Annotated in this window: 10 protein-coding genes and 1 pseudogene; 5 read left to right on the top strand and 6 right to left on the bottom strand. The window is 71.2% G+C overall.

Going from position 1 to position 13,842, the window contains the following annotated elements:
• Positions 1–69 precede the first annotated feature (69 nt).
• The gene (locus ACFYX0_RS30060; protein ID WP_388974681.1) at positions 70–858 is read left to right on the top strand and encodes a protein phosphatase 2C domain-containing protein; all 789 of its coding nucleotides are present in this window, start codon (positions 70–72) and stop codon (positions 856–858) included.
• Positions 859–877: 19 nt separating this feature from the next.
• On the opposite strand, the gene ACFYX0_RS30065 is transcribed toward ACFYX0_RS30060, so the two are convergent.
• The 6 genes and pseudogenes from ACFYX0_RS30065 to ACFYX0_RS30090 all read right to left on the bottom strand — a co-directional run bounded on the left by ACFYX0_RS30065 (position 878) and on the right by ACFYX0_RS30090 (position 6,858).
• The gene (locus ACFYX0_RS30065; RefSeq protein ID WP_355911331.1) at positions 878–1,369 is read right to left on the bottom strand and encodes a MarR family transcriptional regulator; all 492 of its coding nucleotides are present in this window, start codon (positions 1,367–1,369) and stop codon (positions 878–880) included.
• 207 nt (positions 1,370–1,576) lie between these two features.
• Positions 1,577–3,994: an endopeptidase La gene (lon, locus tag ACFYX0_RS30070; RefSeq protein WP_388974683.1), complete on the bottom strand. Its 2,418-nt coding sequence runs from the start codon at positions 3,992–3,994 to the stop codon at positions 1,577–1,579.
• A 179-nt stretch (positions 3,995–4,173) separates the two neighbouring features.
• Positions 4,174–4,882 (bottom strand): annotated as a pseudogene (locus ACFYX0_RS30075) (hypothetical protein).
• On the bottom strand, positions 4,876–5,250 hold the full coding sequence (locus tag ACFYX0_RS30080; protein ID WP_388974745.1) for a hypothetical protein: 375 nt from the start codon (positions 5,248–5,250) through the stop codon (positions 4,876–4,878). Before ACFYX0_RS30080 ends, ACFYX0_RS30075 begins: the two are co-directional and overlap by 7 nt.
• Positions 5,247–5,957 (bottom strand): hypothetical protein, encoded by a 711-nt coding sequence (locus tag ACFYX0_RS30085; RefSeq protein WP_388974685.1) that lies wholly within the window; start codon positions 5,955–5,957, stop codon positions 5,247–5,249. Before ACFYX0_RS30085 ends, ACFYX0_RS30080 begins: the two co-directional genes overlap by 4 nt.
• 106 nt (positions 5,958–6,063) lie before the next feature.
• The gene (locus ACFYX0_RS30090) at positions 6,064–6,858 is read right to left on the bottom strand and encodes a rhomboid-like protein (RefSeq protein WP_388974687.1); all 795 of its coding nucleotides are present in this window, start codon (positions 6,856–6,858) and stop codon (positions 6,064–6,066) included.
• A 205-nt stretch (positions 6,859–7,063) separates the two neighbouring features.
• Here ACFYX0_RS30090 and ACFYX0_RS30095 point away from each other — a divergent pair, with 205 nt between their 5' ends.
• The 4 genes from ACFYX0_RS30095 (at position 7,064) to ACFYX0_RS30110 (ending at position 13,800) form a co-directional block, all read left to right on the top strand.
• Entirely contained in the window at positions 7,064–7,750 is a 687-nt protein-coding gene (locus ACFYX0_RS30095; protein WP_388974689.1) for a spermidine synthase, read from the top strand.
• A gap of 112 nt (positions 7,751–7,862) precedes the next feature.
• Entirely contained in the window at positions 7,863–8,600 is a 738-nt protein-coding gene (locus ACFYX0_RS30100) for a response regulator transcription factor (RefSeq protein WP_311692794.1), read from the top strand.
• The gene (locus ACFYX0_RS30105) at positions 8,597–9,703 is read left to right on the top strand and encodes a HAMP domain-containing sensor histidine kinase (RefSeq protein WP_355911319.1); all 1,107 of its coding nucleotides are present in this window, start codon (positions 8,597–8,599) and stop codon (positions 9,701–9,703) included. Before ACFYX0_RS30100 ends, ACFYX0_RS30105 begins: the two co-directional genes overlap by 4 nt.
• A 281-nt stretch (positions 9,704–9,984) precedes the next feature.
• Complete coding sequence (locus ACFYX0_RS30110; RefSeq protein ID WP_388974691.1) at positions 9,985–13,800, top strand: multifunctional oxoglutarate decarboxylase/oxoglutarate dehydrogenase thiamine pyrophosphate-binding subunit/dihydrolipoyllysine-residue succinyltransferase subunit; 3,816 nt, start codon at positions 9,985–9,987, stop codon at positions 13,798–13,800.
• The last annotated feature ends 42 nt before the right edge of the window (positions 13,801–13,842 follow it).

The following is a 13,842-nucleotide window of genomic DNA, read 5'->3' on the forward strand; positions in this document are numbered from 1 at the left end:
GTCGCACCGATTCCACGGTCGTTGCCAGCCTTTCGTGGACCTTGTGAAGGGCTGGTGCAGACTGGCCGGATGCGTATGGAACTGATTTCCGAGCCCGGCGACGCGGCCCGTCCCGACGAGGACTTCGCCGCACTCTCCGTTCCGGCTTCAGGACAGGGCGGAGCGCTGGTCGTACTGGACGGGGTGACTCCGCCGGTGGGCGACGACGGGTGTCTCCATTCGGTCCACTGGTTCTGCGCACGGCTCGGCGGGGCGCTGACCGAACTGTCCGTTTCCCGCCGGGATCTGACCCTGACGGAGGTCCTGGCGCAGGCCCTGAGCCGTACCGCCGAGGCTCACGAGGCCACCTGTGACCTTTCTCACCCGCGCACGCCGCAGGCGACCGTGGTCCTCGCGCGCTGGTCCGAGGCCGCGGTGGAGTACCTGGTGCTCTCGGACTCGGTGCTGCTGGCCGAGGCCCCCGACGGCACGGTCACGGCCCTGCTGGACGAGCGGCTCGCCCGCGTCCCGCGCGCCTCGCTGGCCTCGGACGCCATCGCGGACGCCACGGTCCGCAACAAGGAGGGCGGCTTCTTCACGGCGGCCGCCGACCCCTCGGTCGCGGCCCGGGCGGTGACGGGCGAGCTTGCGCGCACGGCGGTGCGCACCCTCGTGGCCCTCACGGACGGCGCGACCCGCTGGACGGAGAAGTTCCGCCAGGGCGACTGGACGGACCTGTTCACGCTGGTGCGCAAGGAGGGGGCGGCGGCGCTCGTGGAGCGCGTACGGGCCCTGGAGGACGCCGACCGGGAGCGGCGGGAGCACCTGGGCCGCAGCAAGACGCACGACGACGCGACGGTGGTGTACGTGGGCCTGTGAAGCAGCCCGCGGCCGTCGTCTACTTCTCCATGCCCCGGTTCAACTGGTTCAGCAGCCGGGCCAGTTCGGCCACCTCGCGCTGGTCCCAGTGGGCGAGCTGACGCACATAGCGGGCCCGGCGGGCCTCGCGGACCCGGCCGACGCGGCTGCGGCCCTCCTCGGTGAGATGGACCAGCCAGGCACGGCCGTCGGCGGGGTCGGGCTCCCGGGCGACGAGACCGAGGTCCTCCAAGGCGCGCAGCTGGCGGGACATCGTGGCCTTGCCGACACCGATGTAGGCGGCGAGGGCCGTGGCGCGCTGACGGCCGCACTCGTCGAGCCGTACGAGAAGGCCGTAGGCGGCGGTCTCCAGATCCGGGTGGACCTCGCGGGCCATCTCACCCTGGCTGGCACGGGCGCGCCGCAGGAACACGGTCAGCTCGCGCTCCAGTGACAGGAACTCCTGGTCCGCACCGCCGCCCGAGATGCCGGGTTCGACCGGCCACTCCTCGCCGTGTGAGTCCTCGCGCACGTCAGCACCCCTGCCCCGGTTGTCCGATCCTGAAGGTTTCTGCCACATCTCACCCATTGCCGCAGCTCCGCCAGTATTTCGCAGGCGTAGACCAAGGGCGGCCTCCGGCCCCCTCTCAGACACGGCGAAGGCCCGGGCCTCCCTCACGAAACCCGGGCCTCCGGTCATCCGGGGGCGTCCGTCACTCCGCCACCGGAATCTCTGGTGTCACGCCGCCACCGGAACCTCCCGCGCCGCGTCGCTGGTGGCCGGCGCGAGCGCCAGCTCCAGGACCTGACGGACGTCCGTGACGGCGTGCACGTCGAGCTTCTCCAGCACCTCGGACGGGACGTCGTCCAGGTCGGCCTCGTTACGCTTGGGGATGATGACGGTCGTCACGCCCGCCCGGTGCGCGGCGAGCAGCTTCTGCTTCACCCCGCCGATGGGCAGCACCCGGCCGGTCAGGGAGACCTCGCCCGTCATCGCCACGTCCGTACGGACCAGACGGCCCGACAGCAGCGAGGCCAGCGCGGTCGTCATCGTGATGCCCGCGCTGGGGCCGTCCTTCGGGACCGCGCCCGCCGGGAAGTGGATGTGCGCACCCCGGTCCTTCAGGTCGCCCACGGGCAGCTCCAGTTCGGCGCCGTGGGAGCGCAGGAAGCTCAGCGCGATCTGCGCGGACTCCTTCATCACGTCGCCGAGCTGACCGGTGAGGGTCAGGCCCGCCGCGCCCGTCTCCGGGTCGGCCAGCGACGCCTCCACGAAGAGCACGTCACCGCCCGCGCCGGTGACCGCGAGACCGGTCGCCACACCCGGGACCGCCGTCCGCCGCTCGGCCGGGTCCTGGGCGGACTCGGGCACGTGGTGCGGACGCCCGATCAGCTCGCGCAGGTCCTCGTCCCGGACGGTGAAGGGCAGCTCCTTCTCGCCCAGTTCGTGCTGGGCCGCGACCTTGCGGAGCAGCCGGGCGATCGACCGCTCCAGGTTTCGTACGCCCGCCTCGCGGGTGTACTCGCCGGCGAGCTTGCGCAGCGCGCTCTCGTCGATCGTGATCTCGGCCTTGTCCAGGCCCGCCCGCTCCAGCTGACGCGGGAGCAGGTGGTCACGGGCGATGACGACCTTCTCGTCCTCGGTGTAGCCGTCCAGGCGGACGATGTCCATACGGTCGGCCAGCGCCTCCGGGATGGCCTCCAGGAGGTTCGCCGTCGCGAGGAAGACCACGTCCGACAGGTCGAGTTCGACCTCCAGGTAGTGGTCCCGGAAGGTGTGGTTCTGCGCCGGGTCCAGGACCTCCAGCAGGGCGGCGGCCGGGTCGCCCCGGAAGTCCGAGCCCACCTTGTCGATCTCGTCGAGCAGGACGACCGGGTTCATCGAGCCGGCCTCCTTGACGGCGCGCACGATCCGGCCGGGCAGGGCACCCACGTACGTGCGCCGGTGACCGCGGATCTCGGCCTCGTCGCGCACACCGCCGAGGGCGACGCGGACGAACTTGCGTCCCATGGCGTGCGCCACGGACTCGCCGAGACTGGTCTTGCCCACACCGGGCGGGCCGACGAGCGCGAGCACGGCACCGCCGCGCCGCCCGCCGACGACACCGAGGCCCCGCTCGGCGCGGCGCTTGCGCACCGCCAGGTACTCGGTGATCCGTTCCTTCACGTCCTCCAGGCCCGCGTGCTCGGCGTCCAGGACGGCCTTGGCGCCCCGGATGTCGTACGCGTCCTCGGTGCGCTCGTTCCACGGCAGTTCGAGCACGGTGTCGAGCCAGGTGCGGATCCAGGAGCCCTCGGGCGACTGGTCGCTGGACCGCTCCAGCTTGTCGACCTCCTTGAGGGCGGCCTCACGGACCTTCTCGGGCAGGTCGGCGGCCTCCACCCGGGCCCGGTAGTCGTCGGACTCCTCGCCGTCCTTGGCGTCGCCGTTCAGCTCGCGCAGCTCCTTGCGAACGGCCTCCAGCTGACGGCGCAGCAGGAACTCGCGCTGCTGCCTGTCGACGCCCTCCTGGACGTCCTTGGCGATGGACTCGGCCACGTCCTGCTCGGCGAGATGGTCGCGCAGCTGCTGGGTGGCGAGCTTCAGCCGGGCGACCGGGTCGGCCGTCTCCAGCAGTTCCACCTTCTGCTCGGTGGTCAGGAAAGGTGAGTAACCGGAGTTGTCGGCGAGCGCGGAGACGTCGTCGATGGCCTGGACGCGGTCCACGACCTGCCAGGCGCCGCGCTTCTTCAGCCAGCTGGCGGCGAGCGCCTTGTACTCCTTGACGAGTTCGGTGACCTGGCCGGGCAGCGGGTCCGGCACGTCCTCGTCGATCCTTGTGCCCTCGACCCACAGCGCCGCACCCGGACCGGTGGTCCCGGCGCCGATCCGCACGCGGCTCCGGCCGCGGATCAGGGCGCCCGGGTCACCGTCGGCGAGCCGGCCGACCTGCTCGACCGTGCCGAGCACACCGGTGGTGGCGTACGTGCCGTCGATCCGGGGCACGAGCAGCACCCTGGGCTTTCCGGGCTCCGACCGGGCGGCCGCCTGAGCGGCTTCCACGGCCGCGCGCACGTCGGAGTCACTCAGGTCCAGCGGAACCACCATGCCGGGCAGCACGACTTCGCCATCGAGCGGCAGTACAGGCAGGGTGAGCGATGTGGGCATCGAAGCCATGATCTCCCCTTCGGCAGTCAACTTGAGCTATGCCGACTCAATGCGCGGCACGATCCCATTGTTCCCCCGGGCACGTTCGCTCTGAGCGATCACGCGATGGCCTGCGATTTCCGGGTGTTGGGCGGGGTGACGGGGGCCCGGCGGGTCGGTCCGGGCGCCGTGACGGACGTCGGTGCGCGTCAGTCCGACGCGCGTTCGCGGCCTGCGGGGTCGGGGGCGGAGGTGGAGGCGCCGTGGTCCGGACTGGTGACGTCCGGGCTGGTGGAGTCCGGGCTCGTGAACCCCGGAGACGTGAAGCCTCTCCCGTCCTCCTCCAGCGCCGCCCCAAGGCAGGACGCCGCGCTCCAGCAGTGCCGTCCACCAGGCCTCTTGGGCTCGTGCGACCTCCGGCGGCAGCGCGCCGACGGGTTCTGGTCCCTTGCCGGAGGGGCCGCCGCGCCGGGCGATGACCAGCAGGCCGATCACGTCGGCCACGATCACCGCCGCGGTCAGCGCACCGAAGCACCAGCCGGCGGTCACAAGGGTCTGGCGGGGGACGCGGCCGGGACCAAGAGCTTGAGGGCGTAGCCCAGGAGCAGGAAGATCACCGCGGCGGTACCGGCGAGTGCGGGAGCGAGCACCGCGGCCAGGGCAAAGGCTCCGGCGCCCTCCGTGGTCCCCCCGCCGCGGCGGCGAACCCCTCAGGGCGCGCCTCCTCACGGTCGTGGACGTAGTGGTGGTACCCGGTCGCCGCGGCGGCGGCGATCAGGGGGGTGGCGTCGAGTGCCATGACGCGCAGTTGCTCGGGGCCGAGCGTTGCCCCGCGGCGACCGGCTCCGGGCCGTACGGGGCGGAGCGCAGTGCCTCGTCGAGAACGCGCTCGTAGTCAGGGCGGTCCTCGCTCAGCAGGTGCTGCGGTGCACCGTCCGCCCTCGGCCGCGGGTACGGCTCGCGCCGTGCGGAGGTCCGGCGCGCCCGCGGGTCCGGGGGCCTTCCGCCTCCGTCCCCGGGAGCGGACGGCCCCCCGCCTCGGGCACGGCCCGGTTCGGCTCGCTCGTGGGCCCAACAGCCGGGGCCGACTGCCGGGCAAAAATCTCCGGGACCCCCGGGACCTCGCCCGTCGGCCCGCCGACCCGTACGCCCAGGACGGCGGCCAGCACACGCCGGCCGAAGGGCAGACCGCGACGCGCCGCCACCTCGGCGCGTCCGCGCCCCGGCCGGTCCACGCCCAACAGCGACGCCGCGACGCGGCGGCCGGCGGAGGAGCGTCCGGTCATGGCGCCCCCTCCTCTCCGGCGGCCGGCTCACGGTCCAGGGACTCGTCACGACCGCCCCGGTGCCGGGGCGCGGCACCCTGGCCGCCCCGGCCCCGGCCTGCCCCCTCCGCCGGATCGCCGGGCCGGCCGTTCGGTTGCGGTCGGGCGGCCTCGGGGTCCGGACGGAGTGGGCCGGGCGGCGCGCCGGGCAGCGGCTGGGGCGGCACCCGCGCCGACGCGGACGCCGGCGGCGAGCCGTCGGCCGCGGCGGCAGCGGGTCCTGGCAACGTCTCGGGATCCGCCGCGGGCGACGGCCAGGCCGGCACCACGGGCGGCGCGCCGGCGAAGTCGCCGGGGTCGGCGGGGGTGTCCTGGCCGCCACCTCCGCCGACCGCCTGGCTCACCGCCTGGACACGGGAGAGCTGGGTCAGGATCACCGGAGCCGAGGTGCCGACGACGATGGCCGCGTACGGGCCGCCGATCTGTCCCGTTCTGCCGAAGAGCACCGCCAGTCCGGCGCCGATCATGCTGTGCACAAGAGCCGCGACCACGTCGACGCCGGGGTCGAAGTAGTCCCGGACACGGGGTGTCGTGCCCTCCTCCCCGGGCGGGAGCCGCCGATGGGCACTGCGGGCCGAACGCCAGTTCACGAACTGGATGTAGAAGTCGAGGGCTCCCCGCAGCGCTCCTCCCGCCGCTCCCAGCAGGACCAGCGCCGGCACGTCCACGTCTCCCCCGGCGTCCCGGTCCGTCGGGGCTCCGGCGTGTGGAGCCCGTACAGCGAGGGGCGGAGCGTGAGAAAGACGGCCGGGCGCGGCAGTCGACACCAGGAAGTCAGCCGTGGGCGCGGGCGTCCTGACGGCCCGTCCACTGCCAGCGGCGTACCCATGGCCAGGTCCCTATGCCGATGGCCAGGGACAGCAGATGGCCCCAGTTGCTCAGGGGGTCCGTGAACTGGGCCAGATCGTCGAGCAGTATCCCGCCGAACACCGTGAGCACCGTCCACCGAGCCCACGGCGGCAGCAGTCCCGCCAGCGCGCCGAGGCTCGCCGCGACGCCGAAGCTGATGCCGTAGTCGAGGCGGTGCAGCGAACTGTCCGGCAGATGGCCGACCATGACCGCCAGGCCGACCGGGACCTCGGTGGCCAGGGTGGCGAGGACATGGCCGAGCAGAAAGACGACGGCGGTGCGCGGGCCGCCGATGCGCCGCTCCAGCGTCGGCAGCACGAGCAGGAAGAGAAGCGCGTACGACGAGGTCAGGCCGCCCGCGATCCACAGCGCGCTGGCGACCAGCACCAGCGCCGGGCTGCTCACCAGATGGGCGACGTCGGTGCTGGACTCCTGGTACAGGGTGTGCACCAGCGAGGGGTCGGCGTACTGGGCGAACAGGGACGTCACGACGAGGACGGCCGTGTATCCGAGGGTGAACGGGGTGTCCGTGAGGGTCGGCAGGAGTCCCTGGGCCCGCACACCCGGGCGCGCGGCGGGGGCGGCGGGGGCCGGGACGCGAGGCGCGGACGGGGCCACGGAAAGCGGTACGGTGCGCTGACGCGGCATGCCGTCGAGCAGGGGCGTGGCCGTCCCGGGGGCCGTGAGCATGGCGTCAGCCGCCGAGACCGTGCGTTCCAAGGCGAGGAACTCCTTCCGTTCATCCCCCACCCTTCGTGCCGCCCGAGCCGCTGTCTATGACCGACGCCACCACTGGGCGGATTCAAAGCAACTTCTCAGGTGGGTTCTGCGTCCGCGCTGCACAAACCCGAACATAAGTGCGCATCCGGGGTGACACAGGAAAACCCCTCGCCCCTGGAGCCAGTTCGTCACCACAATGTGACTCATGCCTCATCCGTACGACATCCGTCAGACCCCTGAAGTCCTGGACCGTCGCGATGGCCCGCACGGCGAGGTCGTGCTGCGCCGCCACGGTGAGCTGCTCCAGATCATCGCCAACGGCTGTTTCCTCATGGACACCTCCGACGGGCGCTCGGAGCGACTGCTCGTGGACGCCGCGCACCGGGCCCTGGGCGCATGCCCGGCGCCGAGCCTGCTGATCGGCGGACTCGGTGTCGGCTTCTCGCTCGCACACGCGGCGGCGGACCCGCACTGGGGAGGCATCACAGTCGTCGAACGTGAGCGCGCGGTCATCGACTGGCACCTCGACGGCCCCCTGGGCGCGCTGTCCGCACCCGCGCTCGCCGACCCGCGCACCCGTGTCCTGGAGGCCGACCTCGTCGCGTATCTGCGTGAGACTTCCGCCACGTACGACGCCCTGTGCCTCGACATCGACAACGGACCCGGCTGGACGGTCACGGACGACAACGACAGCCTGTACTCGGCGGCCGGACTGGCAAGCTGCGCACGGGCGTTGAACCCCGGCGGGGTACTGGCGGTATGGTCCGCCCAGCCCTCTCCGGATTTCGAAGGAACCCTCTGGAATGCCGGGTTCCGGCAGGTGCATACCGAAGAGGTCCCCGTTGCCCGGGGCGTTCCCGACGTCGTGCACCTCGCCGTCCGACCTGGATAGCCGACCGGCGGTAACTCCCCGTACCCTGCTTCCCTGACGCGGATCATTCAAGCGTCAAACGCAGTCATGGGATCACCCCACGGATTCCGGAAAGCAACCCCAGGGGCGGGCGATGGAGCAGACACACACCGCGCACAACGGCACGACGGCGACCCCGGGCGCGCAGCGACGGGTTCTGGTGGTCGAGGACGACCCAACGATCGTCGACGCCATCGCCGCCCGGCTGCGCGCTGAGGGATTCCTCGTGCAAACGGCAGGCGACGGTCCGGCGGCGGTCGACACGGCCGAGGCATGGCAGCCGGACCTGCTGATTCTCGACATCATGCTGCCGGGCTTCGACGGCCTGGAGGTCTGCCGCCGGGTGCAGGCGCAGCGCCCGGTACCGGTGCTGATGCTCACCGCGCGCGACGACGAGACGGACATGCTGGTCGGGCTCGGCGTCGGCGCCGACGACTACATGACCAAGCCGTTCTCGATGCGTGAGCTGGCGGCACGGGTGCATGTGCTGCTGCGGCGGATGGAGCGGGCCGCCCTGGCCGCGGCCACACCCCGCAGCGGCATCCTGCGCCTCGGCGAACTGGAGATCGACCACGCCCAGCGGCGGGTCCGGGTGCGCAGTGAGGACGTCCACCTCACACCCACCGAGTTCGATCTGCTCGTGTGCCTGGCCAACACACCGCGCGCGGTGCTCTCCCGGGAGCAGCTGCTCGCGGAGGTGTGGGACTGGGCGGATGCCTCCGGCACCCGCACCGTGGACAGCCACATCAAGGCCCTGCGGCGGAAGATCGGCGCGGAGCGCATCCGCACCGTGCACGGGGTGGGCTACGCCCTGGAGACCCCGACGCCATGACCGACGGGCCGGACGCGCGGAGGAGCCCCGGGGAGCCCTGGGGCGGCGTACGCCCGTTCTCGATCAAGACCAAGCTGGGCGCGCTGGTCGTCATCTCGGTGCTGATCACCACGGGGCTGCTGCTCATCGCGGTGCGCACCGAGACCGAACTGCGTTTCATCACGGTCTTCTCGATGATCGCCACACTGCTGATCACGCAGTTCGTGGCGCACTCGCTCACGGCGCCGCTGGACGAGATGAACGCGGTGGCCCGGTCGATATCGCACGGCGACTACACCCGCCGGGTCCGTGACCACCGCCGCGACGAGATGGGTGACCTGGCCCACACGATCAACCTGATGGCCGACGAGCTGGAGGCCCAGGACCGCCAGCGCAAGGAGCTGGTGGCGAACGTCTCACACGAGCTGCGCACCCCCATCGCCGGGCTGCGCGCGGTGCTGGAGAACATCGTGGACGGCGTCACGGAGGCCGACCCCGAGACCATGCGCACCGCGCTGAAGCAGACCGAGCGGCTCGGGCGCCTGGTGGAGACCCTGCTGGACCTCTCCCGCATCGACAACGGCGTGGTCCCGCTGAAGAAGCGCCGCTTCGAGGTGTGGCCGTATCTCTCGGGCGTCCTCAAGGAGGCCCAGATGGTGTCCTCCGCCCGGGCCGGCATGGCCTCGGGCTCCGGCAGCCACACCCGCACGGACGTCCATCTTCACCTCGACGTCTCCCCGCCGGAGCTGACCGCGCACGCGGACCCGGAGCGCATCCACCAGGTCGTCGCCAACCTGATCGACAACGCAGTCAAGCACAGCCCTCCGCACGGCCGGGTCACGGTGAAGGCCCGGCGCGGGGGCGGCCCGGACTCCCTGGAGCTGGAGGTGCTGGACGAGGGCCCCGGCATCCCGCAGTCGGAGTGGCACCGGGTCTTCGAGCGGTTCAACCGCGGCGCCGTGAACCGGCCGCACGGGCCGGGCAGCGACGGCGGCACGGGCCTGGGCCTGGCGATCGCGCGCTGGGCGGTGGATCTGCACGGTGGCCGGATCGGGGTGGCCGAATCCGCCCGGGGCTGCCGGATCCAGGTCACTCTTCCGGGAGAGTCATCTCTCCCAAGTTGACGTAAAGTTCGAACCGGAACGACAAGATCCACGGATGGACCGGCTGACGGACACGTGTGATCAGGCACAGGCCCGCGCAGCCTCCGCGCCGGGCTCCCGTCGGCGTACCCCTCTGAGAGCGGAACCACGCTTGTTTCCCGCCATTTCCCGTCCCGAAACACGCTCTCCGATGTGACTTGCGCGACGATGAACCGGCCTGACCTGACCTTCACCCTCAGGGAGGCGTAGCCTTTATTTCCGCTGTCCATAACCTTGTGAAGCGGAAGAGGGCGGTTGCCGCCGTGTCGCCACAGTCCCCCAGTAACTCGAGTGTCTCCACCGACGACCAAGCCGGGAAGAACCCCGCGGCCGCGTTCGGTGCGAACGAGTGGCTCGTCGACGAGATCTATCAGCAGTACCTCCAGGACCCGAATTCGGTAGACCGTGCCTGGTGGGACTTCTTCGCCGACTACAAGCCGGGAGCCCCTGCCTCGCCCGCTGCGGCGGGCACTGCGGCCGCGGGGGCCGCAGAGACCACCACGCAGGCCCAGGCAGCTCCCGCCGCCCCGGCACCGGCCGTGACGGCCCCGGCTCCCGCGGCACCGCAGGCACCGGCCGCGCCGGCCCCCGCCGCGCAGCCCGCCGTCGCTGCCGCCCCGGTCAAGCCGGTCGCAGCCGCTCCCGCCGCCGCGAAGCCCGCGCCGGCCCCTGCCCAGCCCAAGAAGGACGAGCCCGTGGCCCAGGCGCCCGAGGGTCCCGAACTGGTGACCCTGCGCGGCCCCTCCGCCGCCGTCGCGAAGAACATGAACGCCTCGCTGGAACTGCCCACGGCCACGTCCGTGCGCGCGGTGCCGGTGAAGCTGCTCTTCGACAACCGCATCGTCATCAACAACCACCTCAAGCGCGCCCGGGGCGGGAAGATCTCCTTCACGCACCTGATCGGCTACGCGATGGTCCAGGCCATCAAGGCCATGCCGGCGATGAACTGGTCCTTCGCGGAGAAGGACGGCAAGCCGACCCTGGTCAAGCCGGAGCACGTCAACCTGGGCCTCGCCATCGACCTGGTGAAGCCGAACGGTGACCGCCAGCTCGTCGTCGCGGCGATCAAGAAGGCCGAGACGCTCAACTTCTTCGAGTTCTGGCAGGCCTACGAGGACATCGTCCGCCGCGCCCGCGACGGCAAGCTGACGATGGACGACTTCACCGGCGTCACCGTCTCCCTCACCAACCCCGGCGGCCTCGGCACGGTCCACTCGGTGCCGCGTCTGATGCCCGGCCAGTCGGTGATCATGGGCGTCGGCTCGATGGACTACCCGGCGGAGTTCCAGGGCACCTCCCAGGACACCCTGAACAAGCTCGGCATCTCCAAGGTCATGACGCTCACGTCGACCTACGACCACCGGGTGATCCAGGGTGCCGCCTCCGGCGAGTTCCTGCGCGTCGTCGCCAACCTCCTGCTCGGCGAGAGCGGCTTCTACGACGAGATCTTCGAGGCCCTGCGCATCCCCTACGAGCCGGTCCGCTGGCTCAAGGACATCGACGCCTCGCACGACGACGACGTCACCAAGGCCGCCCGTGTCTTCGAGCTGATCCACTCCTACCGGGTCCGCGGCCACGTCATGGCCGACACCGACCCGCTGGAGTACCGCCAGCGCAAGCACCCCGACCTGGACATCGTCGAGCACGGCCTCACCCTGTGGGACCTGGAGCGCGAGTTCGCCGTCGGCGGCTTCGCCGGCAAGTCGATGATGAAGCTGCGCGACATCCTCGGCGTGCTGCGCGACTCGTACTGCCGCACCACCGGCATCGAGTACATGCACATCCAGGACCCCAAGCAGCGCAAGTGGATCCAGGACCGCGTGGAGCGCCCGCACTCCAAGCCGGAGCGCGAGGAGCAGCTGCGCATCCTGCGCCGGCTGAACGCGGCGGAGGCCTTCGAGACCTTCCTGCAGACCAAGTACGTCGGCCAGAAGCGCTTCTCCCTGGAGGGCGGCGAGTCGGTCATCCCGCTGCTCGACGCGGTGATCGACTCGGCGGCCGAGTCCCGCCTGGACGAGGTCGTCATCGGCATGGCCCACCGCGGCCGGCTGAACGTCCTCGCCAACATCGTCGGCAAGTCCTACGCGCAGATCTTCCGCGAGTTCGAGGGCAACCTCGACCCGAAGTCGATGCACGGCTCCGGCGACGTGAAGTACCACCTGGGCGCCGAGGGCACCTTCACCGGCCTGGACGGCGAGCAGATCAAGGTCTCCCTCGCCGCCAACCCGTCCCACCTGGAGACGGTCGACCCGGTCATCGAGGGCATCACCCGCGCCAAGCAGGACATCATCAACAAGGGCGGTACGGACTTCACGGTCCTGCCGGTGGCGATCCACGGCGACGCGGCCTTCGCGGGCCAGGGCGTGGTGGCCGAGACCCTGAACATGTCGCAGCTGCGGGGCTACCGCACCGGCGGTTCGGTCCACATCGTCATCAACAACCAGGTCGGCTTCACCGCGGCCCCCGAGTCCTCGCGTTCCTCCATGTACGCGACGGACGTGGCCCGCATGATCGAGGCCCCGATCTTCCACGTGAACGGCGACGACCCGGAGGCGGTCGTGCGCGTCGCGCGTCTGGCCTTCGAGTTCCGCCAGGCGTTCAACAAGGACGTGGTGATCGACCTCATCTGCTACCGCCGCCGCGGTCACAACGAGTCGGACAACCCGGCCTTCACCCAGCCGTTGATGTACGACCTGATCGACAAGAAGCGCTCGGTGCGCAAGCTGTACACCGAGTCCCTGATCGGTCGCGGCGACATCACCCTGGAAGAGGCCGAGCAGGCCCTGCAGGACTACCAGGGCCAGCTGGAGAAGGTCTTCACGGAGGTCCGCGAGGCCACCTCGCAGCAGGTGGTGGCCCCGGCCCAGGAGCCGCAGGACGGCTTCCCGGTCGCGGTCGGCACGGCCATCTCCTCGGAGGTCGTCAAGCGCATCGCCGAGTCCCAGGTCAACATCCCCGACCACTTCACCGTTCACCCGCGTCTGCTGCCGCAGCTGCAGCGCCGGGCGTCGATGGTCGAGGACGGCACGATCGACTGGGGCATGGGCGAGACCCTGGCCATCGGCTCGCTGCTCCTCGAGGGCACGCCGGTCCGGCTCTCCGGCCAGGACTCCCGCCGCGGCACCTTCGGCCAGCGCCACGCGGTGCTGATCGACCGGGAGACCGGCGAGGACTACACCCCGCTGCAGTACCTGTCGGAGGACCAGGCCCGCTACAACGTCTACGACTCCCTCCTGTCCGAGTACGCGGTCATGGGCTTCGAGTACGGCTACTCGCTGGCTCGCCCGGACGCGCTCGTGATGTGGGAGGCGCAGTTCGGTGACTTCGTCAACGGTGCCCAGAGCGTCGTCGACGAGTACATCTCGGCGGCGGAGCAGAAGTGGGGCCAGACGTCCGGCGTCACCCTGCTGCTCCCGCACGGCTACGAGGGCCAGGGCCCGGACCACTCCTCGGCCCGTCCGGAGCGGTTCCTGCAGCTCTGCGCCCAGAACAACATGACGGTCGCGATGCCGACCCTGCCGTCGAACTACTTCCACCTCCTGCGGTGGCAGGTGCACAACCCGCACCACAAGCCGCTGGTGGTCTTCACGCCGAAGTCGATGCTGCGCCTCAAGGCCGCCGCGTCCAAGGCGGAGGAGTTCACGACCGGCCAGTTCCGCCCGGTCATCGGCGACGCGTCGGTGGACCCGGCCGCGGTCCGCAAGGTCGTCTTCTGCGCCGGCAAGGTCTACTACGACCTGGAGGCCGAGCGGCGGAAGCGCGGTGTGACGGACACGGCGATCATCCGCCTCGAGCGCCTGTACCCGCTGCCGGGTGCCGAGCTCCAGGCCGAGATCAAGAAGTACCCGAACGCCGAGAAGTACCTGTGGGCGCAGGAGGAGCCGGCGAACCAGGGTGCCTGGCCGTTCATCGCTCTGAACCTGATCGACCACCTGGACCTGGCGGTCGGCGCGGACGTCCCGCCGGCCGAGCGTCTGCGCCGCATCTCGCGTCCGCACAGCTCGTCCCCGGCCGTCGGTTCCGCGAAGCGGCACCAGGCCGAGCAGGAGCAGCTCGTGCGCGAGGTGTTCGACGCGTAAGGCCACCGGCCGACCCCGGTCGGCCTCCGGTCGCACAAGGGG

The sequence above is a fragment of the Streptomyces sp. NPDC002573 genome, from assembly GCF_042889625.1.
Taxonomy (GTDB): domain Bacteria; phylum Actinomycetota; class Actinomycetes; order Streptomycetales; family Streptomycetaceae; genus Streptomyces; species Streptomyces gibsoniae.